Below are 23655 nucleotides of genomic sequence, written 5' to 3' on the forward strand. Positions count from 1 at the left end.
ACTGTCATCGCCTGATTCATTTATCTTCTATAATCTTTGATTAGACAAGGTGTTACTGAGCTAATTCATCAACACTTATGCCAAGGCCACCAGCAATGAGTGCTTGCTGTTGTTGAGCATGCAGTTTCGGTGATCCTGTTGCAGGGGCTGCACTAGGAGGACGCGCTACTGGCTCCATGACTTTTGCTTTGGTTGGATGCGGTACGACAATACGGAACATATGCGGTGCTAAATAGTACCAAGCGCCTTGGTTCAATGGCTCTTCTTGCGTCCATACGATTTCAGTTAGGTTGCTGTATTTTTCGATTTCAGCGATTAAGCGAGTCTCTGGCAATGGATACAATTGCTCAATACGAACGATAGCCACATGATCAAGACCTAATGCACGGCGCTGCTCTAACAAATCATAATAAACCTTACCACCACACAGAACCATACGAGTCACTTTATCTGCGTTATGATCGTCCATCTCTGGCAATACCGTCTCAAACTTACCATTAGCAAGATCTTCTAGATTAGAAGTCGCTAGCTTATGACGTAATAAGCTTTTTGGTGACATAACGATCAGTGGCTTACGAATAGGACGTACTGCCTGACGACGTAATGCATGATAAATTTGCGCAGGAGTCGTTGGGGTAATGACCTGCATATTGTCTTCAGCACATAACTGTAAGAAACGCTCTAGACGTGCAGATGAATGCTCAGGACCTTGACCTTCGAAACCATGTGGTAACAACATCGTCAAACCACAAACACGCTGCCATTTGGTCTCACCGCTTGAGATGAACTGGTCAATCACAACCTGAGCACCGTTAACGAAATCACCAAATTGTGCTTCCCAAACGATCAATGCGTTCGGTACGGTGGTCGCGTAACCATATTCAAAAGCTAGTACCGCTTCTTCTGACAACAATGAGTTGTAAGTAGCAAAGCGTGCTTGGTTCTCACTTAAATGAGACAACGGTACATACATGCTGCCATCATTGACATTGTATATTTCACTGTGGCGATGTGAGAAAGTACCACGGCCTACATCTTCACCAGTAATACGTACTAATACGCCATCGTTATCAACCAATGATGCATAAGCCAATGTCTCAGCTGCACCCCAGTTAAGAGGCTCTTCGCCCGTTTGCATCGCTAGACGCTGCTCGACGACTTTTTGAACCTGACGTTGTAACTTGTATCCTTCTGGCATTTCGGCCATACGGCGTCCATAGCCTTTAAGCTTTTCGATATCAACACTGGTATCCCAGTCATCAACCAAGTCATGACCTAGATAAGGTTTCCAATCTACGAACAACTGCTCGTTAGGCTCTTGAACCAATGAGCTAACAACATAATCACCACGGTCTAACGACTCACGATAGTCATCTTCGTACTGTTTCTCTTCTTCGGCATTCAAGATACCTTCTGCGATAAGCTTCTGCGCATACAGAGTACGAGTAGTTGGAAGCTTCTTAATAACAGCATACATCAATGGCTGAGTTGCAGATGGCTCATCTGCCTCGTTATGGCCATTACGACGATAGCAGAACAAATCGATGATAATGTCTTTGTCAAACTTATGGCGATAATCTAATGCTAACTGAGCAGCAAATACGACTGCTTCAGGATCATCACCGTTTACATGAAGGATAGGAGCATGAACCATCTTGGCAACGTCAGTACAATATTCAGTTGAACGAACATCTTCTTGACGACTAGTAGTAAAACCAACTTGGTTATTGATCACGATATGCACAGTACCGCCAGTGGTATAAGCACGGGTCTGTGACATTTGGAAGGTTTCTTGAACCACACCTTGACCAGCAAAAGCAGCATCACCATGAATCACGATAGGTAATACTGAATTACCACCAGTATTATCTAGTAGTGGCTGATCGTTACGACGTACTTGACGGGCACGTACTGAGCCTTGTAGTACTGGCGCGACAATTTCAAGATGCGATGGGTTAAATGCTAAAGCCAAATGCGCTTCGCCACCTGGTGTCATCACATTAGATGAAAAACCGTTGTGGTATTTAACGTCACCTGAGCCTTTTTCTGGCTGTACTTTACCATCAAACTCATCAAACAAGTCTGCAGGGTTTTTACCTAAGATGTTAACTAGTAGGTTTAGGCGGCCACGGTGAGCCATACCAATGACCATTTCTTTTGTGCCATATCCGCCAGCACGTTGAATGATTTCATTGATAGCAGGAATGAAGCTCTCACCACCTTCCAAACCAAAACGCTTAACACCTGTATATTTACGAGCAAGGTATTTTTCTAGACCTTCAGCAGCCGTCAAGCGCTCAAGAATAGATAAACGTTTTTCTTTGTCAAATTTGATATAGCCTAGATTGGTTTCTAGGTATTCTTCCATCCAGCGTTTTTCGGTACTGGTGGTAACATGCATGTACTCGACACCGATATGGCCACAGTAAACACGTTCCATGATTTCGATGATTTCGCGCAATGTCGCTTCATCTTTACCAATAACTAAATCATTGGTTGGAAATACGGTATCGAGATCAGCTTCTGACAAATTATGATAAGCAAGCGTCAAATCTTCTACTTCTGCACGTGGATGCAAATCTAAAGGATCAAGCTTGGCACGGCGATGACCGCGACGACGGTATGCTGAGATTAGTTGCTGTACGCCCATCTGCTTAGGATCACAGTTGACAGAGCTGCTAGAGTCGGTATCAGTACTGCTACTCTTATTTGCCGTTTGATTACGAGCAAGTAGTAAGAACTGATCTTTGATAGCATTGTGCTGAGCATCGTTCTGCGACTTATACTGTTCAAAGTACGTTTGCCAGTCAGTATCAACGCTATCAGGGTCTGTTAGGTATTGCTCGTAGAGAGCTTCTATATAGTTGGCGTTATCGGCAGCCAGTTCGGTATGTACTTGGCCAGATTTTTCTTTGGTTATACTATTCATAATAATCGTCTATTTGATAGATAAATGAATGGAATCGTGCTTATTATTGTGTCAGTCGTTGTATGCTCAGGTACTTAGACAATGTGTCATATCCTGTTAAATACTATTCGATAAAACACTTTTATCCCTAAGTATTGCCATCACCATAGAATATTGCTGTCATTGTCTACAAGAGCAAGTGATGCTAAATAGTGGTAACAAGTCTTATTGCAATACCCGTCTAAAAATAAAACTATTTGTGAACGCTCAGTTTTCTCATCTAGCTCGTTTCACAACATTAATTTATATATACTTCTTTGAGTCATAACCAATCCATTAATGATAAGCTATTAATAGATAATTATATTTTCAGCTAACCTATAAACTGGTCATTGATGCTGGATTACCCTAAATTTGCTGATAAATCCTGCCTTTTCAGACAGACATACATTGCTGTATAGATTATCATGCCCATTTTTTGCGACATAGTTTGTTTGTTCAATACTAGGTATTTATGTAATGAATATCTATCATCAATTATAAACGCATAATCATTGTGCGCATAGTATTTTAGCCCGATAATGTCACAATGTGTTCAAACAGCACATATTTAGCGCTGAAAAAGACGCTTTAACCATCTCATTAAATACCAAATACAATTATAACAAAATTCGACTATGTCTATATTCGATTATATAGGGTGATTGTCTATATATTATTTCTTCTTACATACGACCAACGTATTGACCATACAGTTTTACTCTTAAATCATTTAATACCTATTTTTCAATAGGCTAAATTCATCATATTTTTAAATGACAAGTTAGCTATAAACAGTGATAAATCTATATATCAGCTTTTTAACTAACAAAAACACCACCTAATATATAGGTGGTGTTTTTCGTATAGTAACTATAAAGATCGATTACTTATGCTTAACCAGCTTGATCAATCAACATATTACGTAAGTGACCGATCGCTTTGGTTGGATTCAAGCCTTTTGGACAAACTGATACACAGTTCATGATACCGCGGCAACGGAACAAGCTAAACGGATCGTCTAAGCGAGCTAAACGTGCTTGAGTATCACCGTCACGGCTATCAGCAACGAAGCGATAGGCATGTAATAACGCTGATGGTCCTAGGAACTTATCAGGGTTCCACCAGAAAGATGGGCAACTGGTTGAACAGCAAGCACATAGGATACATTCGTATAAACCGTTCAGTTTTTCACGCTGTTCAGGTGACTGTAAACGCTCAGTTGGCGGTGCTGGCTGATCATTGATCAAGTAAGGATGTACTTTCTCATATTGCTCATAGAACTGGTTCATATCGACAACCAAGTCACGAACCACTGGCAAACCAGGTAGCGGACGAACCGTTACTTTTTCTGGTAGCGTGTTCATGTTGATTAGACATGCCAAACCGTTTTTACCATTAATGTTCATGCCGTCAGAGCCACAAATACCTTCACGGCAAGAGCGACGGAAAGTAAGCGTTTCGTCTTCTTTCTTTAGGCGTAATAGTACGTCAAGCAACATACGATCTGAATCAAGTAGCTCAATCGTATAAGTTTGCATGCGTGGCGCTGCGTCCAGATCAGGATCGTAGCGATAGATTTCGATGGTGCGAGTACCTCGGCTCATAATGCTAAACTCCACACGTAGGTGATGGCGGGCATACAAAGATTGCAACATATTTGCGCTAGCTATTAATCAGTACTGATAACCAATATCGGATACCAATTAATAGCATACAAGCGCTGGCATGAGCATGTAGCTGGCGGTCACCTTTTTAATAAATTAATAAGGGATAAAACGTTAACACTGCTGTTATCTATCAACTATATATAAAGCATGCAGTCTAGAATTAGTAGACGCGGACTTTTGGTTCGATATAATCAACGGTTAATGGCACTTTACGTACTGGCTTATAAATGATGCGATTGCCTTCAGAGTACCATAAAGTATGCTTCATCCAATCGTGGTCATTACGGCCGTTAGGTGCGTAATCATCATCTTCTGGACGATCATAATCAGATACACTGTGTGCGCCGCGGCTTTCATGACGCTTCGCTGCAGATATCATTGTCGCTTTTGCTACCTCATATAAGTTAGCAACTTCGAATGCTTCAATACGTGCTGTGTTGAACACTTGTGATTTATCGCCAAGATGAATCTTGTCGATTTTTTCACCTAGCGCTAAAATCTTCTCAACGCCTTCGTCCATCATCGCTTGCGTACGGAATACACTAGCGTGCTTTTGCATCGTAGCACGAATCTCATCAGCCACGTCTTGAGCATTGTAGCCTTCAGTAGACTGTTGCAACTTGTCTAAACGCTTCACTGTAAAATCAAGTACGCGTGGATCAAGTGGTTTATAGTTATGATCAGCATGATGGAACTCATCAACAATATGCTTACCAGCTGCACGGCCAAATACCAATAGATCTAGTAGAGAGTTCGTACCTAGACGGTTAGCACCATGTACACTTACACAAGCACACTCACCGATTGCATAAAGACCTTTAACGACGTTGCCTTTAGCATATAGGCCGTCTTCATCAGTACCTGCATCTAGATCCGGTACAATCACTTGACCATGAATCGTGGTTGGAATACCACCCATCATATAGTGAATGGTTGGGATAACTGGAATTGGTTCTTTAGTAATGTCAACGTTGGCGAAGTTTTTACCAATCTCAAAGACTGATGGCAGACGCTTCATGATGGTTTCAACGCCTAAATGCGTCATATCCATCACGATATGGTCCGCATTAGGACCACAACCACGGCCTTCTTTGATTTCTTGGTCCATCGAGCGTGATACTAAATCACGTGGTGCCAAGTCTTTCACGGTTGGCGCATAACGCTCCATGAATGCTTCGCCATCTTTGTTACGTAAGATAGCGCCTTCACCGCGGCAACCTTCGGTCAATAGTACGCCGGCACCATGAACGCCAGTTGGGTGGAACTGCCAAAATTCCATATCTTGTAATGGAATACCTGCACGAACTGCCATGCCAATACCGTCACCAGTATTGATATAAGCGTTGGTAGATGCCGCAAAGATACGACCTGCACCACCTGTCGCTAGGACAGTAATCGGTGACTGGAATACCGCAACGGTACCTGTCTCTTGCTCAAGTGCGACGACACCATTGATGTTGCCGGCTTCGTCTTTAATCAAATCAAGCGCAATCCACTCGATGAAAAACTCAGTGCCTTGCTCTAGGTTTTTCTGATATAGCGTATGCAATAATGCGTGACCAGTACGGTCAGCAGCGGCGCAAGCACGTTGTACTGCTTTTTCGCCATAGTTTGAGGTATGACCACCGAACGGACGCTGATAAATCGTGCCATCTTCGTTACGGTCAAACGGCATGCCCATGTGCTCAAGCTCATAGACCACTTTTGGCGCTTCGCGGCACATGTACTCAATGGCGTCTTGGTCACCCAACCAATCTGACCCTTTAACGGTGTCATAAAAGTGAAAGTGCCAGTTATCATTACTCATGTTACCCAAACTTGCACCGATACCGCCCTGTGCAGCAACGGTGTGTGAACGGGTTGGGAATACTTTGGTCAAGACTGCAACCTTCATGCCTGCTTCAGCCAAATGTAGTGAAGCACGCATACCTGAGCCACCACCACCAACGATGACTGCATCGTAGTTTAGGGTCTTGATATTACTAATGGTATTATCTTGTCTAGTTGCCATTACGGTTTTCCTAATGCCTGTTAATGCTTAGAAGTAAATAAAAAGGTCGTCTGATAAATTATCTTGTGGCAGAACTTAATCTCTATAATTCGGCCGCTATCTAAAATTTTAGATAGCGTGAGACAAACAACCTTCAACCACTTAATTTGCATATCTATCGTTATACTGGGCTACGCTACTGGTACTGCAATGTGCTTATTATACGACTCACCGATGAGATGAGTGGTTAAGCCAGCATACGCCCAACGCTATGACTATTTTGGCTATCAACGAGTGACTATAGTAATGAAGCAATGAATAATGCTGCTACAGTCATCCGTTGTTTTATCATTATTTAAGGGAGTAACTTAACCGTTAAACCGCAACGACGCCGAAACCGTTACCCCAAAAAATCATGATGCCCCAAAATAGAAAGACTAAAATAGCGATAATCATCAATGACTGTAGCACTAAACGTAGACCTGCTGCGCTTGAGCCCATTTTGCCAGTGGTAATATAGTCAGTGAACACCGTCCACATACCTACCCAAGCATGACCAGCCAATGCAAGTACAGCCACTAAGCTGAACAAACGCATCGGCAAGCTTGTCATAAATGATGACCATTCAAGATAAGTGACATCGCCATGGGTCAAAAAGAAGCCCAGCAATACCACACTATACACGGCTAAAACGACAGCACTGATACGTTGGATAATCCAATCGCGTGAGCCTGAGCCTGTCAGACCAGTAGCACTTTTGATTCCTGAATCATTTTTTATCATTAGAACATCACCCATACAAATGACGCGACAACTAAAATCGCTGCAATCACAAAACTGACCATAGAGGCAGTGCGGCCAGATTTTAGCTCTTCGTTCATGCCCATATCAGCAAATAAATGTTTGATACCCATTACAAAATGATATGCAATGGCGGCAACAAATATCCATGCCAAAAAGCGCACAAGTACGTTGTCAAATACGGTCGCAAAACTCTCAGGCGATGCCAATGAGTTCTGTAGTAACCACAGCATGACAGGAATCAATAAAAATAAAATAATGCCAGAGATACGATGCAAGATAGAGGCGATCGCGATCGGTGAGCGATTAACGCTAATCACTTGGCTTAAAGGCAGATCAATAGGTCGGTTGCTTTTCACAGCGGGCATCCTTTTGCGGTTATACTCCTGTATCTGCTATCAACGCCTGACATAAATATAAATAGTGCCAATTGAGCATTGAGCAACACACGAGACGAATAAAGTAAGGAAGAGCTAGCTGACTTCGTTTAGTTTGCGCTAAATATGAAGAAAGGATCATGTATATAAAGGTATTGATAGACTGTTCAATGTCGCTTGTCGAATCGACAGGCCTATCAAACAACCTATCTATTATACAACAAAGAGAATAAACATGAGTAACATCGACTAACCAGTCTATTTTAGAGGTCGTATCAATAGTAAGACAACGTTACTATGTCTTCTATATCAGAGCAGACCTTATACTAGACACTTGAAATCCCGTGTCAAACAAATAAAAAAGATTGGTTAAGAAGAAAATTCAAACCATAGAATGCGGTTTGGTCTATCGTAACACCAGACAATCGTAAATAAGCATGAATAGAAGACGCTCTGAACGACACTATAACATGGTCATTTATTAATTCGCGCAAAGCTAGTGCCAGTTAATTCCTACAATTATAAAATGCCTGAGCAATAATTACAAATTTATCCATTCAGTAAGAATATATACATATTTAATCAATAAATGAATGGATAAGGATAATACTGGTTTTAACAGTGATTATTATGACAAACTTTAATCCGCTTACTAGGCATAGTCTGCCAGTTTTTGGTGTCATTATTTATAAGTTTTGTCTCTTAAATATATTTAGAAACCCAAAATATTGTTCCGGTAATGCTGCTGTAAACTTGCTCAAAAACAGAGGAATTTTAAGCAAAATAACCTGACAGACATATTTTGATACAAAAATTACAGCGAATAACTACCGCCACACCGCGCCAATTGGACACATGGTCCATAAAAGTTTTTTCAAATCATCAAGAATTGCTGCTAATATACCCTGCGTACTAAATGAGTTGAATGCACTTTTACCGTTCAACCGACAATGACGCGAGGGTATGCGTCTGTAGTAATTTATTCTAACAAGTCAAACCAATGGAGAGCAATTTATGGCTGATACTAATGCCAAACTAACCGTGAATGGTGAAGAATACGAACTTCCTATTATTAAAGGTACTTTAGGGCGCCCAGTTATCGATATTGCTGCTTTACAAGAATCAGGATTTTGGTCTTATGACCCTGGTTTTAAAGTAACTGCTCCTGTTGAATCAAAGATTACTTATATTGATGGTGGCAAAGGCGAGTTATTACACCGCGGCTACCCTATCGACGAGCTAGCGAACAATGCTGAATACCTAGAAGTTGCTTATGCACTTTTACATGGTGACCTACCTACTGCTGAACAAAAAGCAGAATTTTTTGAAAAAATCCGCGAGCATACTCCTGTTCATGATCAATTGCGTAAGTTCTTTGAAGGCTTCCGCCGTGACGCGCATCCAATGGCTATTATGGTTGGTGTTGTTGGTGCCTTATCAGCGTTCTATCATGAAGACCTAGACGTAAGCAATGAAGAACATCGCGAAATCACAGCGATTCGTTTGATTGCTAAGATGCCTACGCTTGCTGCGATGAGTTATAAATACTCACAAGGCGAACCGTTCATGTATCCGCGTAATGACTTTAACTACGCAGAAAACTTCTTATACATGATGTTTGCAACGCCTGCTGACGTAGACTACGAGAAAAACGACGTTATCACTCGCGCAATGGACAAAATCTTTACCTTGCACGCTGACCATGAGCAAAACGCTTCTACCTCAACGGTACGTTTAGCTGGTTCTACTGGCGCAAACCCTTATGCGTGTATCGCTGCTGGTATTGCAGCCCTTTGGGGACCATCACATGGCGGCGCGAACGAAGCTGTTCTTGAGATGTTAGACGAAATCGGTACTGTTGAGAACGTGCCTGAGTTCATGGAAAAAGTGAAGAGCCGTGAAGTGAAGCTAATGGGCTTTGGTCACCGTGTTTACAAAAACTTTGATCCACGCGCTCAAGTAATGAAAGAGACTTGTGATGAAGTACTAGAAGCACTAGGTATCAACGATCCTAAGCTTGAATTGGCAATGGCACTAGAGAAAATTGCGCTAGAAGACCCGTTCTTCATCGAGCGTAACCTATATCCAAACGTTGACTTCTACTCTGGCATCATCTTGAAAGCCATTGGTATCCCAACGTCAATGTTTACCGTAATCTTTGCATTGGCTCGTACTTCAGGTTGGATCAGCCATTGGTTAGAAATGCACAGTGCACCGTTCAAAATCGGTCGTCCACGTCAGTTATACACTGGTGAAACGCGCCGTGATTTTGTAAAAGTTGAAGATCGCAAGTAAGCAAAAATAATCGTTATCCAATAAAAAATCCCGCCATCGTACGGGATTTTTTATTGTCTTAACTCTCGTTATTTGATATTGATTGTTTTATGAGAAATGATTAATTCAATCAGTTCATAAAACTATAGTCAATTATTGAAACTCTTTTAACGTTTGCTCATATTTGGCAATCTGTTCATCGTATCCTTCGATAGTTTCATTAAATTTAGCCATTAAAGCTTCAAACTCTTGTTGCTGCTTCTGTTTCATTTGCTGCATATCAACCACTTGCTGGGCTTCTATTTGTTCCCATACCTGATGTTGGATGATTAAACGGGCAAGTGCCGGACTTTTTGCACTTACTCTACCAGCAATCTCTGCATGCTCAAATAACTGCGGAACCAAGGTCGCCACATTGATTAATGTATCAGAATTCTCTGCGCTCAGCGGTGTAGTCACCGGTTGATACAAGGCGTCCATAGTTTGCTGATAGCGCTCTATGATTTGATCCTCGGTCAACATAACAGGTTTACGCGGCTCAAGACTGATGCGTTTCAAAACTTTTAAATCACGCTCACCAACTTCAGTGCTAGTATTGACGTCAACCTCTGCATCTACATTTGAATTGCTGTCTATCGGGGCGATATCGTTATTCGATGACACCACTTCTTCAGAACTGGTAGCAGTAGTATTTGCAATAGGAGCGGTATTATCGGTCGCTACTTCGTTATTACTATCTGTATTTTCACTATTATTAGTATTCAGTAATAATAGTTCCTCACTGTCTGACGCATCTGCTGCTTGCAATGACTCATACTCTGCTTGCAATCGTCTCTGTAAACTCTGCGCTTGTGCGACATATATCGGCTGAAATTGTTTTATGCGCGCAGCAGCTGAGTCACTTTTTGGCATAGGCCGACTGTCTTCTACGCTTGTTTTTTCACTGGTTTGACTGTCATCAGCTACAGGTGATGTGTCAGACTGCTGACAGCCTGTCAAAAACAATACTCCTGACAGTGCGGCTACAAGCAAAGTCGGTGGGTAGCGGGTATCAACATTAGGCTTTACTGACAAAAATTTAAACATGAGAGTACATATCCTTTGGTAAAGCAAAATTATTAAAGGGTAAATTACAATTACGGTTCATTATTCTTTGATTTTTAGCAACATAACTAACTGTTAAATTGTCCAATATAGTTATCCAGTATTCATCCAACTGACCTGTATTTCAGTTAATGTATAGCTCAATCGTTCTATAGTTCGGTTATGCTTATCACTACCAAGCTTACTGTTACTTTTGAAAATTAGATGACTGATGGATCATCAGTACTTTTTGCCTTAACAATAGACTGCACCGTCAAGAATGGAATACAAGCTTCCCACTCTTGGCAGTTCTGACCACGCTGACGACGTACAAAATAGTCTTGAACCATGCGTGCCTGCTGCTCAATACCATACTTAAAAAATGATTTGCCTGTTTCTAACACGTAGTCATATTGTCGGTTGATAATCGCTCCGCGTACAACCTTTAAGCCTTTCTGTATCTGCCATACGTGCGTTAGCTCATGTATAAGCCAGCTTTGTTTACTCAATGGAGCTTCGCTAAAATCCGTAATCCAATCGACTGAATTAAAGTAAATATTGCCATTGGGGCTAACGGCATAATGTTTTAGTACCCACCACGCTGTCTTTAACTGCACTTCATCAAGTTTGATGCTGTCACCAAATACTGAATGCGCCAATGCTATCTCGCCAGCTGTCAGATAACGTGACTGCTGTTTGCCCGTATCACTACGCAAGTAACGATTGAATAAGCGTTTAAGAGTCGGTTCAGACATCGTTAATGCAATACCTTATATTTGATAAGCCATTTTTAGTGTTTAATAGTTAATAGTTAATAGTTAATAGTTAACAGTTAACAGTCGCAATTGGCCAACTTTTCCCATCGATACGGTAAAACTGTTAATAGTAGAGCCGTTAATATAGATGAATGATGAAAACTAAAGTGCTCGGGACACAAGCTATACGCTTAGTTAGCTTTCATTAACATATTTTTGCGCTAACCTAGCGCGTATGACTTATAACAAGTACCATCCTTATAAACTAGCCTACTTCTACTGCTGATGTCTAATACTCATTGCTATTATAAAATTGCTGCGAAAATCATGCCAAACGTATATGAGTGTCGAAACTCAATAAAAATGATAAAGGTAGCCTAGCATGCTGTTATTTGGATTTAACTATAGAGACCTTGCCGTTACTACCATTGCAGCTAGTAAATAGTTTTTTCATTTTCCGATAGAGAGTCTTATGTCACCTAACTTCCATGCCGATACCCCACTTGCTCAGCGTATGCGCCCTACTTCTCTTACCGAAATCATTGGTCAAGAGCACTTGCTGGCAGCTGGCGCACCGTTACGACGTTTAGTAGATCAAGGGCATCTGCCATCTATTATCCTGCACGGTGAAGCAGGTATTGGCAAAACAACCATTGCGATGTTGTTAGCCGATGCCGTTAGTCGACCTTTTCACGCGCTTTCCGCGTTAAATACTGGGGTCAAACAGTTACGCGAAGTCCTAGATAATAAAGATTCGTTGGCATTTGAATCACCTGTGGTCTTCATTGATGAGATTCATCGCTTTAATAAAGCACAGCAAGATGCACTTTTGGGTGCGGTAGAGTCTGGTGACATTACTTTGATTGGTGCCACTACGGAGAACCCATCATTTAGTGTCAATAACGCTCTACTATCACGTTGCCAAGTATATCGTTTAGAGCCGTTAACACCTGAGCAGATAAGTGCCGTGCTACAACGAGCGCTTTCAGAAGACAATATACTCAAAAAGTTAACCGTCGACTTACAAGCAAAAGATACCATTAGTCAGCTGGCTCATGGTGATGCTAGAAAAGCGCTAAATTTATTAGAGTTAGTGATTCAAACAGCTGATGCAAAGCAGTCGCCAGTGATTATCGATGATGAATTGATTAGCCGAGTGGCACAGACTGCTTTGGTAAGATATGACAAAGATGGTGAGCAGCATTACGATATTATCTCAGCAATGATAAAGTCAGTCCGTGGCTCAGATCCGGATGCGGCATTGTATTGGATGGCACGTATGCTCGTAGGCGGCGAACCTGCTGATTTTATTGCGCGGCGCTTGGTGACTTTGGCCAGTGAAGATATCGGTAATGCCAATCCTAATGCTTTACTCCTAGCTGATGCAGCATTACGTAGTGTGCAATCTATTGGTATGCCAGAAGCACGTATTATTTTAGGGCAAGTTGTGGTGTATTTAGCGACCAGTGCCAAAAGCAATAGCACTTATAAAGCAATCAATGCTGCGATGGCGTTGGCTGAAAAAGATGCTTCACCTGTACCGCTACATTTGCGCAATGGCGTGACCAAACTGATGCGTAGTCAAGGCTATGGTCAAGGTTATGCTTACCCGCACGACTATCCTAACCATTACTATCCTCAAAGCTACTTACCAGATAATTTGGTTGGTACCAGATTTTATGAGTTTGCAGACAATCAACGAGAGCAGCACAGCAAACAATTTATGGACTGGCTAAAAACTCAAGCAGCAAGTAATGAGTAATCGCGTAAAATCTAAGTTAATAAAAAAGTTAACGCACAGATTTATGAGTCAGTTTTAATGCTCATTGATAATATTTATGACTATTTTTGACATACTGAACGATATAGTGGGAAGATGGCGCAGCACGTGACGCTGAAAAGCGTTAAAATAACCTCATAATGATATATACAGGCAATTAAGCGAGTCACTTTTATATCAAATGATAGTGCTTATAGCGCGATTTACTTGACCGTAGTAGCGCTTTGCTTGACCGTAACAGCGCTTTGTATTATCTACTGCTACAATAAGCAGATAGAGCCCTATATTCCAAATGACATCTATTTATAAATAATAAAATATTGAGATTTACTATGAGTTTAAATGCAATCCCTGAGATTATCGAAGACATTCGTGCTGGAAAAATGGTCATCTTGATGGATGATGAAGACCGCGAAAATGAAGGTGATATCATCATGGCAGCGACGCATGTCCGCCCTGAAGATATTAACTTTATGATTACTCACGCACGCGGCTTGGTTTGTTTGACCTTATCACAAGCACGTTGCCAGCAATTGGCACTGCCACTAATGTCAGATCGTAACGAAGCTAAATTCAGCACCAACTTTACTGTCTCGATTGAAGCAGCTGAAGGCGTCACCACGGGTATTTCTGCTGGTGATCGTGCACGTACTATTCAGGCAGCGGTATCTTCATCAGCAAAGCCTGAAGACATCGTTCAGCCTGGACATATTTTTCCAATTATGGCACAAAACGGCGGTGTTCTTCACCGTGCAGGCCATACAGAAGCAGGGTGTGATTTAGCACGTTTAGCAGGTCTAGAGCCAGCAGCGGTGATTGTAGAGATTATCAATGCAGATGGTACGATGGCGCGCCGTGACGACCTTGAAATATTTGCAAAAGAACATGACATCAAGATAGGCACGATTGCTGACCTTATCAACTACCGTATCGCTAATGAGCAAACGGTAGAAGAGATTGAGTCACATCCGTTTGAAACTGAACATGGTACTTTTACGCTACATCGCTTCCGTGAGTTTGGGGCTGAAGAAACACATTTAGCCTTGGTAAAAGGTGATGTCAGCGAAGGCGTCAGCACTGTACGCGTGCATGGCTTCCACCCATTACGCGATTTGTTTGCAGCTAAAAACGATATGACTGGCCGTAGTGGCTGGAGCGTACAGTCAGCACTAGAAGAAATCAGTGCTTCAGATCGCGGTGTGCTGGTATGGATTGGTAGCAATCAGCCAGTTGATTTGGGAGATGCGCTGGACAAAGCCGCAGACAACGAGTCGCAATCAACCATCACGCAACAGCCATATCGTAGTATCGGTGTTGGTGCACAGATATTACGTCATTTAGGTGTCCGTGATATGCGCTTATTATCATCACCAATGAAGTTTTTTGCATTATCAGGTTTTGATCTAAACGTGGTTGATTTCGTTCATGCACCGCAACAAGACTAAAAACTGTTTAAGAAACTGGTTGCAGAATGAGTGATAAAAAAGGCACGCTAACATTATGTTAGCGTGCCTTTTTTGTTTTTAGATTCTAATTTGGGATAGTTTTTTTGAAGAAATGAACAATCGGTTCATATAGAACATGCCCTAAAGCTCAGGCGTATGACCAAACTTGGCTTCCAGTGCTAGCAGCTGTTGACGCTCTGCTGCTGTCCATGGCAACTTACCTTTTCCATCACTATCCAGACGTACTACCACAGCCTCTGCCGTAGCAACGATGATCTCTTGCGCGGTACTATAGTAACTATATTCCATCGTCATACTTGTATTGCCCAAACGCTTACAACGAACCCCTAATAATAATGTATCAGGATAGGTGACTGGACGTAAATACTGGCAGCTAGACTGGGCTAAAACGGTGACCATACTGCCATCAAACATACCTAGCGCATGCAAATAACTAATGCGTGCTGACTCAGCGTAACGATAGTAAACCACATTGTTCAGGTGATTGAAGGCATCCATCTCTCCCCACTGTATCGGCTGATGATGAATAACAGGATAATGAGCTAGTAATTCGGGGCGGTGATCGTTTGCTGCGTCAGATATAGATGCTGACTTTTCATTAGAATGGGTCATTACTTACCTTACATTTTATATTTTCTGTATTAACTATTGTGACTAACTCTCTTTAGCGTTGCGGCTTGTCTAAGATTTCTGTCGTCAATAATGGCGTTGGTTTGGGTGCATGAGCAATCAACTGATTTAGCCATACAATTACTTCTGGTATGTCACTTGGTGCTTTCATTGTCTCAAGATTACTTTGACCATCGATTCGTTTTTTATCTGCTTGTACAATGCCAATCGCACCAGCTTGTGCTGACTTTTTATTGTCGCTAGTTGAAGCTTTAGGTACCAACGTTTTTAACTGTTTGCGTGCCTGCGTCAAATAGCTGACCAGTTGATCTTGCTTACGCATATTGCTGGCTTGGCTTGCTAAATTTAACGTCATGATGACTTCATGAATAGTGAGCTGACGACGCGTTAAATTTGTATCACTAGTCGCTGAAGTATCAGTGGCATTGGTTGCTTTAGGCTGCTGTTTATTTTCAATAGCTGCATCTACCAGCTCTCGACGCTGTAGATCCGTACCTTCATAACTGCCAAGACGCTCATGACTGTGCAAAAATTCCTGAATGTTCTGAATCGCAAGATTTTGTATTTGCCACGGGCTTGGCTGCGAGCTTTGTGCTTGCAGACGCTCAATATCTTTTAGCAAACTTTGCTTGATAACGATGGTTAACGCAGGCGCAATCTCATTACTGCTTTGCGATAATTGCCAATGTAAACCCCGCAATAGCTCAATCGCGGCACTGTCATTGCTATCCGCCAACAGTCTATCAGCAGCTTTGATTTGGATACGCAATAGGTCCAACTGATTCTGAGCTTGGCTACTGGCTTTAACTCTAGGTTCTGGCAGCGTCTGCTGACTCATAGCAAATAGACGATCGTCCATTTCGTTTAGTCGACTGATTACTTGCTCATTGCTCTGCAAACGATCGTTGACACTATGCTGAAAGCGCTGCTGACTAATATATAACCACAATAATGCAGCGATCAGTAATAAGATAACCAGCCATTGCATCCGTAGCAGCAAAATATTTGCTTGCCGGCGCTGCTGAACAGTAGAAAGATCCTTAGATAAGGACTCAGAATTCATTGACATAAGGCAGTACCGTTATTGGTATAGATAAACATGTTTAAAGCAAATGAGAAGTTTAAGGTATTATATTTTAGAGTTAATGGCTGAGAGAATCGTATCTGGCGATAAGTCCTCTACTCGCCAGTAGCTCAACTGCTGTGCGGCAACCATATTGGCCAGACGCTCACCCAACACAACGTAGGAGAAATCTTTTAACGTAAACGAAAGCCGCTGTGCTATATCAGCCACTGCATCAGAATTTTGCTCTATTTTTAACGTCTTTGATTGGTCGTCATTGACGATATTTGACCAATGCTCAAAAGCTGCCGCACTGCTGATGACGACAATTGGCTTTGGCTGCTGTGATGACGTAGTACTATGAGTAAGAAAATCTTGTTGCCATTGCTGATACTGAGCCATTGCATCGATAGGCATCGTACGCTCGTACCACGCAATACTATCGATATGTACACCGCGCGCCTGCAATGTATCAACCAATAATCGTCGTCCGCCAAGCCCGCGCCATATCAGCAATTTATCGCCTGCTTGTAAGCTATCAATTTCAGTCATTGCTAGCATGCCTTCGTTATTGGCCGTCTCAGGCTGAAGTATTTGATAGTCTGTTGTATCTATACGCACCTGACTGAACTCTGCTGCCGTTGCTTCACCAACTGCAACCAGAGGGCTAGGTAATGACAAACCTTTTGACAATCTCTGCGCATAGTTGTCATTACCGTCTTTCGCTTTGTATTCACGCTTTTCATGTTCAAGTGATTGCCAAGCGACTAGCCCTGAAGCTGCCGCAGTTGGACTGACGATAACAAGTGCTTTGTACTCCCCCGCCATCCACTGATGCATTAATGCAATATCTAGATCAGTTGTTTGACGTGGTCGTAGCGTCAACATTGGCATATCAACCACTATCAATCCTGCTACTTGCAAATGCTGCGTCAACGGTGCTGCTCGCTCTACTGGGCGAGTATTGATGACAATTTGCGGCATTACGTTTGACTTATCATTAGAACAATTCTTATGAGAAGTTGTGTATGTAGATTGATTTGGCATTGATGACATCGATATACCATGACAAAAAACGAATGAAAAAGGCTTAAGTATACAAAAATGGCTGATGCTTAGATCAGTCTATCTTGCGATTAATCAAGCCTATAGCGACTGTACTTTTACTACTCAGGCTGATAGATCGCTGACAAAATAGCGCCTGCGCCATCGGCAAGTAGCATTTCTGCAACATCGATACCCAATTGATTGGCTTGGGCTTCTTGCTCAGCTTGTGTCCCAACCAACGTAGCTCGTTTGTCTGCCTTCAACAATTCGCTACCATCGGCTTGACCCACTCGACCGCGTAGCCACAGCACATTCCCACTATCGTTATTGCCATTATCACCATTGTTATCATTATTAACACTGGTTTCTTCAGCTGTCTGCAAAACTGCATAAGCGGCGATCGGTACTTGGCAGCCGCCCTCTAAATGACGGTTCAGAGCACGCTCAGCGATAAGTCGAATACGGGCTTTATCATCATTGAGTGGTGCAAGTAATTTGAGGACTTCTTCATCACCTTCACGGCATTCGATTGCTAAGGCACCTTGTCCAACTGCAGGCAAGCAAGCTGCGATATCAAGCTCACCGCGTATTCTCTCGTCTAGCTCAATACGCTGCAAGCCGCTAGTTGCCAGAATAATGGCATCGTATTCACCAGCATCTAGCTTGCCCAAACGAGTGCCGACATTGCCGCGCAATGTTTTGATCTGCAGGTCAGGACGATAGGCTTTGATCTGGCATTGACGACGTAAACTTGATGTCCCAACGACTGCACCTTGTGGTAGCTCATCAATACTATTATAAGTGTTTGAGACAAAGGCATCTGTTGGTGAGGCGCGTTTACAGTAGACGCCTAATGTGAGGCCTTCGGGAAGCTGCATCGGTACATCTTTTAGCGAGTGCACTGCAATATCGGCTTGCTTGTCATACAGCGCTTGCTCAAGCTCTTTTACAAACAATCCTTTACCACCGATTTTGGCCAAAGGCGTGTCCAAAATCTTGTCACCCTTAGTGACAATTTTTAGTAAATTAATCGTCAGATTGGGATACAACGCCAATAAACGATCGCGAATATGCTCGGCCTGCCATAAGGCTAAAGGACTTTGACGTGTAGCGATATTTAGAGTAGTCAAAACAGGTTGCTGCGGATTGCTCATAAAGGGCCTCAATAAGTTCGATACTAATACTATAATGGCTATATTTCCCAATGTCAGTACTGTTCATCTTTATACTGAATAATATCGATATTACTCGATAGGGCAAATTTGCCAAAGCTTAGGCGACTCAAATGATTAATAGTAGATGCTGACGCAAAAAAATACCCCTATTTAAGCATAAATAAGGGTTTGATGATATGGAATGATTGGTCGCTATCAGGATAGCCTATTACATGCTTTGGATTTTATCACGTAAGGCAGGTAAGTGACGACGGCTTACCGCTAGCGTCTCATCAATGCCTTTAAAACGTATCTGATACTGGCCTGCATCTAGAGTTTCTAAAAAGTCCAAATAACTAAGGTTGATGATGGCATTGCGATGTACTCGGAACAGACGATCATCAAACTCTTGCTCTAATTCTTTTAGCGTTTCATCAATCAATACCATGCCATCTTTGTGACGCACTTTGACGTATTTTTGATCTGCTGCAAAATAGTAGATATCTTTTAGCTTAATCAGTTCAACACCGCGATGCGTACGAGCAGCGATATGTTCACGTATCGGACGTGCTATCGGGTCTTCAAGCTTGCGAATTTCGTTTAGTTGAGCGGCATTTAGGTTCTTTGCTTTGTTTAATGCCTCTAGTAGCTCATCTTTGTTTGCAGGTTTCAGCAAATAGCCAATTGCATTGGCTTTTAATGCTGCGATCGCATAATGATCGTATGCCGTCACAAATATAATCGCTGGTGGATGCTCAAGTTTGGCAAGTTCTTGAGCACAGCGTACGCCGTCCATTTCAGGCATTCGGATATCTAATAATATAATATCTGGCTGCTGGGTTTTTACAGCGACGATGGCTTCTGCACCTGTTGTGGCCTGAGCAACGACTTCATGGCCTGACTCCTGTACAATTCTCACCAAGCGCTCACGCGCTAGGGGCTCATCATCACAAACTACGATACGCATGCAAACTCCCATCCAAGGACATACTTAATATTTTATTTAATAATATTACGGATATATTAGCACTCATTATCAATCACTTAGAATATAAAATCTAAATTATTTAATAAAATTCTGACAAAAACCACCAGTTTTTATAGCGGACAATATACTCCTGCTATCGGTAGATTTTATATGGTGTAATTGTGTTTCACGGTAGTTATGATATTACTTATTCGTAATCATTATTTATCAAACATAAATTATGACGTCTATACATGGCGATGCAATAAGTATGCCAAATAGGCTTTTAAGAGTTGAAAAAATGGAGAAAGCTAATAAAGAACAGTAGGTTATAAACCGACGTCTTGTAGAGGATAGTCGATGATGGTGATAATTTGAGTGCTGGCTACCGAGCTTTGAATGTCAGCACTTTGACCAAAATGGGCACGCAAACGATCAGCTTGAATATAGAAATTCATATGCTGGCGCAAATCATGATTGATAATTAATGTCTTTTTGGGAAGCGCAACATCAATCATGATTTTAACTCGGTGTTGTTCCCACATGACTTCGATATTAATGCAGATAGTTTCTGTCGTCATCTCTACCACATTGAGCAGTATTTTCTCTAGCACGCTTTGTAGCGTTAGTGCAGTGATAACCATGTCATACATGATATCTTCTTCAGGTAACGTCCAATTGACTTCGAGCTTGTCTGCTAAACGACTAGATTCGATTGCCAAATAATGCTCACAGAGATCGACCTCTTCTTCAAAGCTAATCTCGCGTGTACCACTAAAACTAGCACGGAACAATGCAGAGACGTGCTGTAATAAGTCAGCGGCTTTAGGCGGGTTTGACTCAATCAGTGATACGAGTGTATTGATAGTATTGAAGAAAAAGTGTGGAGCCGTACGCGCTTTTATTAGATCGTTTTGCGCAGTCAATTTATATTCAAAGGACAACTTAAGCGCATTAAGCTCACGGTAGCTACGCAAAAAATACAATAAGAACACAGCAGTAAAACCACCGGTAAGCACTGTGTTGAAAAGCAAATTAATGACAAAAGCTTGACGGTTATACTCCATCCACCCTAGATTGATCATAACCAAAACCACCAACACCATAGAGACCGTGGCAGAAAACATCATTAGCATGACAATACGCAAACTCACACTAGGAATGCTCGCGTTTTTGAAGACAGGACGCAAATAATCGACCAAATATAGTGCGGGAATAACTGTCAGTGCATTTTGTATCACGCGAGAAAAAAACTTGATAATAAAATCAGACCAGCCTGATAGACCATGGTGCTCAATCACCGTCACAAACAGTGACCAAAAAAAGATATACAGCAGCCACTGCCAAGGTCTCATGACATCCATGAGCTTGGGAATAAAAAACTCTAAGCGCGCAGCTAGTAAGGCAACCTCATCATTTGCTATACTTGAGCTCTTATTCTCTTGACTTGTCTTAGACCGATATGAACGCCAATTCTTCAAATCCTAGTAATCCCGATTCAAATAAAAATTCATCTGCCACTGATTTTAGCACAGATGCCCCTATAACAAACGCAGCGCCACAAAACAGCCAAGGCCAACAGATGTGGGGCGGGCGCTTTAGTGAAGCGACGGATAGCTTCGTTGCCGCCTTCACCGCTTCGGTTGGTTTTGACCAACGCTTCGCGCGGCACGATATTCAAGGCTCGATTGCGCATGCCACCATGCTTAAAGAGTGCGATATCTTGAGCGCCGAGGACGTTGCGACTATTATTGACGGTCTACAACAAGTACTACGTGAGATTGAAGCCGGTGAGTTTAACTGGTCGATTGCGCTTGAAGACGTGCATATGAACGTTGAATCACGCCTGACAGATATCGTCGGTGCGGTGGGCAAAAAGCTACATACAGGTCGTAGCCGTAACGATCAAGTCGCCACCGATATCCGCCTGTGGCTACGTGAAGAAACTGATAATATCATCGCCCTATTGGTACGTTTACAAAGCGGCTTGCTAGATTTGGCTGAGCAGCATACTGATACTATCATGCCAGGCTTTACCCATTTGCAAACCGCGCAGCCCGTCAGCTTTGGTCATCACGTAATGGCATGGTTTGAGATGTTATACCGCGATACCGAACGCCTCGTTGACGCGCGTCGCCGTATCAATCAAATGCCGCTCGGTAGCGCCGCCCTTGCGGGTACGACCTTCCCCATCGACCGTAAGATTACGGCCAAACTGCTAGGTTTTGAAGGTATTTGTCAAAACTCACTCGATGCGGTTTCAGACCGAGACTTTGCCATTGAGTTTACCTCAGCAGCTTCTATTCTAATGATGCACATGTCACGCATGAGCGAAGAGATTATTCTTTGGATGTCCGCGCAATTTAACTTTGTGCAAATTCCAGATCGCTTTTGTACCGGCTCCTCTATCATGCCGCAAAAGAAAAACCCTGATGTACCTGAGTTGGTTCGCGGTAAAGCCGCCCGTGTCTTCGGGCAGTTAATGACGCTATTAAGTCTAATGAAAAGTCAGCCGCTCGCCTACAACAAAGACAACCAAGAAGACAAAGAGCCACTCTTTGATTGCGTCGATACCTTAACGGGTTCGCTATTAGCGTTCGCTGATATGCTACCAAATATCACGCCAAATAAAGAAAACATGCGCGCTGCTACGATGAAAGGCTATGCGACAGCGACTGATTTGGCTGATTATTTGGTGCGTAACGGTGTCGCTTTCCGTGATGCTCACGAAGTGGTTGGTCATGCCGTCGCTTTAGGGATCAAAGAAGGTGTTGATCTAAGTGATTTGTCATTGGCACAGCTACAGCAATTTAGCGATGCTATCGGTGAAGACGTCTTCGACTATCTAACGCTAGAAGGCTCATTAGCAGCTCGTGACCATTTAGGTGGCACTGCGCCAAACCAAGTCAAGCAAGCGGTGATCAATGGCCGTGCTCGCTTAAAAACTTTTGCCTAACCAGTACTTTTGAATAAAAGCTAACCTGCTAATATAAATTTAACACCCGCTACTTATGCGGGTGTTTTTATTTGTCCTATGACCTTTACCGGTTTAGCCAATGTCATTTTCAAAATATCACTAGCTTTGAAAATTTCAATAAAAAGGCTGAACGTGGATAATATTTGTCATACACCAACTACCAGAGACTGTATAACAAATGAATAGAGGCTTGACGGTATACATTAGTACCCTTTGCTAAATCTACCAAGACCGTTATCATAGACTCATATGATATTTGATTTAACCACTTAATATAATGAATAAGGAATGCCTTATGACTGAGACTTTTAACCCTCAAGCAAATACCGTGTTTTGCCGTAAATATAAGCAAGATTTACCGAAAATGCCGCATCCACCCTTCCCTAATAAAAAAGGTCAAGAGCTGCAAGAGACCGTATCTGAAAAGGCGTGGAAAGAGTGGCTTGAGCATCAAACAATGCTTATTAATGAAAACCATCTAAGCATGATGGATCCTGCTGCCAAAAAGTTTTTGACAGAGCAGCGTGATAAGTTCTTAGACAACGAAGACTATGAGCGTGCACAAGGCTGGACACCAGAAAGCTAGTATTTACTGGCTTTCTACTAGCTACATTTAGTAGTTATAAAAAAACGCGCTTACTTTAGCGCGTTTTTTTATTATAAGGTGAAGATCA

Annotated in this window: 18 protein-coding genes; 5 read left to right on the top strand and 13 right to left on the bottom strand. The window is 42.3% G+C overall.

The window, feature by feature from the left end; translation table 11 throughout:
* Nucleotides 1-52 precede the first annotated feature (52 nt).
* From ACQKCG_RS05595 to sdhC, 5 genes are all read right to left on the bottom strand, one after another.
* The gene (locus ACQKCG_RS05595; protein ID WP_427585255.1) at nucleotides 53-2929 is read right to left on the bottom strand and encodes a 2-oxoglutarate dehydrogenase E1 component; all 2877 of its coding nucleotides are present in this window, start codon (nucleotides 2927-2929) and stop codon (nucleotides 53-55) included.
* A 914-nt stretch (nucleotides 2930-3843) separates the two neighbouring features.
* Nucleotides 3844-4554, bottom strand: a complete 711-nt coding sequence (locus tag ACQKCG_RS05600; protein ID WP_055123743.1) for a succinate dehydrogenase iron-sulfur subunit — start codon at nucleotides 4552-4554, stop codon at nucleotides 3844-3846.
* A gap of 223 nt (nucleotides 4555-4777) precedes the next feature.
* A complete protein-coding gene (gene sdhA, locus ACQKCG_RS05605) occupies nucleotides 4778-6628 on the bottom strand; it encodes a succinate dehydrogenase flavoprotein subunit (RefSeq protein ID WP_427585257.1) in 1851 nt (616 codons plus the stop codon).
* A 354-nt stretch (nucleotides 6629-6982) separates the two neighbouring features.
* Nucleotides 6983-7369 carry a succinate dehydrogenase, hydrophobic membrane anchor protein gene (sdhD, locus tag ACQKCG_RS05610; protein ID WP_290189889.1) on the bottom strand — a complete coding sequence of 129 codons (387 nt, stop codon included), beginning with the start codon at nucleotides 7367-7369 and terminating at the stop codon, nucleotides 6983-6985.
* A 20-nt stretch (nucleotides 7370-7389) separates the two neighbouring features.
* Nucleotides 7390-7776 (bottom strand): succinate dehydrogenase, cytochrome b556 subunit, encoded by a 387-nt coding sequence (sdhC, locus tag ACQKCG_RS05615; RefSeq protein ID WP_427585258.1) that lies wholly within the window; start codon nucleotides 7774-7776, stop codon nucleotides 7390-7392.
* Between the two features lie 1023 nt (nucleotides 7777-8799).
* Here sdhC and gltA point away from each other — a divergent pair.
* A complete protein-coding gene (gene gltA, locus ACQKCG_RS05620; RefSeq protein ID WP_057757851.1) occupies nucleotides 8800-10080 on the top strand; it encodes a citrate synthase in 1281 nt (426 codons plus the stop codon).
* 132 nt (nucleotides 10081-10212) lie between these two features.
* Here the strand turns inward: gltA and ACQKCG_RS05625 are convergent, their stop codons facing one another.
* Entirely contained in the window at nucleotides 10213-11145 is a 933-nt protein-coding gene (locus ACQKCG_RS05625) for a hypothetical protein (protein WP_134292281.1), read from the bottom strand.
* A 218-nt stretch (nucleotides 11146-11363) separates the two neighbouring features.
* Nucleotides 11364-11897: a type IV secretion protein Rhs gene (locus ACQKCG_RS05630; RefSeq protein WP_427585260.1), complete on the bottom strand. Its 534-nt coding sequence runs from the start codon at nucleotides 11895-11897 to the stop codon at nucleotides 11364-11366.
* Nucleotides 11898-12369: 472 nt separating this feature from the next.
* Here ACQKCG_RS05630 and ACQKCG_RS05635 point away from each other — a divergent pair, with 472 nt between their 5' ends.
* Both ACQKCG_RS05635 and ribBA read left to right on the top strand, forming a co-directional pair.
* Complete coding sequence (locus ACQKCG_RS05635) at nucleotides 12370-13659, top strand: replication-associated recombination protein A (RefSeq protein ID WP_427585261.1); 1290 nt, start codon at nucleotides 12370-12372, stop codon at nucleotides 13657-13659.
* 350 nt (nucleotides 13660-14009) lie between these two features.
* Nucleotides 14010-15122, top strand: a complete 1113-nt coding sequence (gene ribBA / locus ACQKCG_RS05640; RefSeq protein ID WP_057757842.1) for a bifunctional 3,4-dihydroxy-2-butanone-4-phosphate synthase/GTP cyclohydrolase II — start codon at nucleotides 14010-14012, stop codon at nucleotides 15120-15122.
* Between the two features lie 141 nt (nucleotides 15123-15263).
* Here ribBA and ACQKCG_RS05645 read toward each other — a convergent pair whose 3' ends face one another.
* The 6 genes from ACQKCG_RS05645 to ACQKCG_RS05670 all read right to left on the bottom strand — a co-directional run bounded on the left by ACQKCG_RS05645 (nucleotide 15264) and on the right by ACQKCG_RS05670 (nucleotide 21359).
* On the bottom strand, nucleotides 15264-15755 hold the full coding sequence (locus ACQKCG_RS05645; protein WP_427585263.1) for an acyl-CoA thioesterase: 492 nt from the start codon (nucleotides 15753-15755) through the stop codon (nucleotides 15264-15266).
* Between the two features lie 52 nt (nucleotides 15756-15807).
* A complete protein-coding gene (locus ACQKCG_RS05650; protein WP_238052555.1) occupies nucleotides 15808-16842 on the bottom strand; it encodes a hypothetical protein in 1035 nt (344 codons plus the stop codon).
* Between the two features lie 60 nt (nucleotides 16843-16902).
* Nucleotides 16903-17820, bottom strand: coding sequence for a uroporphyrinogen-III synthase (locus tag ACQKCG_RS05655; protein ID WP_427585265.1), 918 nt, complete (start codon nucleotides 17818-17820; stop codon nucleotides 16903-16905).
* A 182-nt stretch (nucleotides 17821-18002) separates the two neighbouring features.
* Nucleotides 18003-19037 (bottom strand): hydroxymethylbilane synthase, encoded by a 1035-nt coding sequence (gene hemC, locus ACQKCG_RS05660; protein ID WP_102091379.1) that lies wholly within the window; start codon nucleotides 19035-19037, stop codon nucleotides 18003-18005.
* 229 nt (nucleotides 19038-19266) lie between these two features.
* Complete coding sequence (locus ACQKCG_RS05665) at nucleotides 19267-20004, bottom strand: LytR/AlgR family response regulator transcription factor (RefSeq protein ID WP_134292274.1); 738 nt, start codon at nucleotides 20002-20004, stop codon at nucleotides 19267-19269.
* 329 nt (nucleotides 20005-20333) lie between these two features.
* Nucleotides 20334-21359: a histidine kinase gene (locus ACQKCG_RS05670; protein ID WP_227543656.1), complete on the bottom strand. Its 1026-nt coding sequence runs from the start codon at nucleotides 21357-21359 to the stop codon at nucleotides 20334-20336.
* A gap of 227 nt (nucleotides 21360-21586) precedes the next feature.
* Between ACQKCG_RS05670 and argH the strand changes: the two genes are divergently transcribed.
* Both argH and ACQKCG_RS05680 read left to right on the top strand, forming a co-directional pair.
* Nucleotides 21587-22960 carry an argininosuccinate lyase gene (argH, locus tag ACQKCG_RS05675; RefSeq protein WP_134292393.1) on the top strand — a complete coding sequence of 458 codons (1374 nt, stop codon included), beginning with the start codon at nucleotides 21587-21589 and terminating at the stop codon, nucleotides 22958-22960.
* Nucleotides 22961-23276: 316 nt separating this feature from the next.
* Complete coding sequence (locus ACQKCG_RS05680; RefSeq protein WP_057757820.1) at nucleotides 23277-23567, top strand: oxidative damage protection protein; 291 nt, start codon at nucleotides 23277-23279, stop codon at nucleotides 23565-23567.
* Nucleotides 23568-23655: the final 88 nt, after the last annotated feature.

The sequence above is a fragment of the Psychrobacter sp. NPDC078929 genome, assembly GCF_050267985.1.
In the GTDB taxonomy this organism is placed as follows: Bacteria; Pseudomonadota; Gammaproteobacteria; order Pseudomonadales; family Moraxellaceae; genus Psychrobacter.

Bases quoted from the DNA above. Each gene is read 5' to 3' on its own strand.
- ACQKCG_RS05595 (WP_427585255.1), bottom strand. From the start codon at position 2,929: ATGAATAGTATAACCAAAGAAAAATCTGGCCAAGTACATACCGAACTG.
- ACQKCG_RS05600 (WP_055123743.1), bottom strand. From the start codon at position 4,554: ATGAGCCGAGGTACTCGCACCATCGAAATCTATCGCTACGATCCTGAT.
- sdhA (WP_427585257.1), bottom strand. From the start codon at position 6,628: ATGGCAACTAGACAAGATAATACCATTAGTAATATCAAGACCCTAAAC.
- sdhC (WP_427585258.1), bottom strand. From the start codon at position 7,776: ATGCCCGCTGTGAAAAGCAACCGACCTATTGATCTGCCTTTAAGCCAA.
- gltA (WP_057757851.1), top strand. From the start codon at position 8,800: ATGGCTGATACTAATGCCAAACTAACCGTGAATGGTGAAGAATACGAA.
- ACQKCG_RS05625 (WP_134292281.1), bottom strand. From the start codon at position 11,145: ATGTTTAAATTTTTGTCAGTAAAGCCTAATGTTGATACCCGCTACCCA.
- ACQKCG_RS05630 (WP_427585260.1), bottom strand. From the start codon at position 11,897: ATGTCTGAACCGACTCTTAAACGCTTATTCAATCGTTACTTGCGTAGT.
- ACQKCG_RS05635 (WP_427585261.1), top strand. From the start codon at position 12,370: ATGTCACCTAACTTCCATGCCGATACCCCACTTGCTCAGCGTATGCGC.
- ribBA (WP_057757842.1), top strand. From the start codon at position 14,010: ATGAGTTTAAATGCAATCCCTGAGATTATCGAAGACATTCGTGCTGGA.
- ACQKCG_RS05645 (WP_427585263.1), bottom strand. From the start codon at position 15,755: ATGACCCATTCTAATGAAAAGTCAGCATCTATATCTGACGCAGCAAAC.
- ACQKCG_RS05650 (WP_238052555.1), bottom strand. From the start codon at position 16,842: ATGTCAATGAATTCTGAGTCCTTATCTAAGGATCTTTCTACTGTTCAG.
- ACQKCG_RS05655 (WP_427585265.1), bottom strand. From the start codon at position 17,820: ATGCCGCAAATTGTCATCAATACTCGCCCAGTAGAGCGAGCAGCACCG.
- hemC (WP_102091379.1), bottom strand. From the start codon at position 19,037: ATGAGCAATCCGCAGCAACCTGTTTTGACTACTCTAAATATCGCTACA.
- ACQKCG_RS05665 (WP_134292274.1), bottom strand. From the start codon at position 20,004: ATGCGTATCGTAGTTTGTGATGATGAGCCCCTAGCGCGTGAGCGCTTG.
- ACQKCG_RS05670 (WP_227543656.1), bottom strand. From the start codon at position 21,359: ATGAGACCTTGGCAGTGGCTGCTGTATATCTTTTTTTGGTCACTGTTT.
- argH (WP_134292393.1), top strand. From the start codon at position 21,587: ATGTGGGGCGGGCGCTTTAGTGAAGCGACGGATAGCTTCGTTGCCGCC.
- ACQKCG_RS05680 (WP_057757820.1), top strand. From the start codon at position 23,277: ATGACTGAGACTTTTAACCCTCAAGCAAATACCGTGTTTTGCCGTAAA.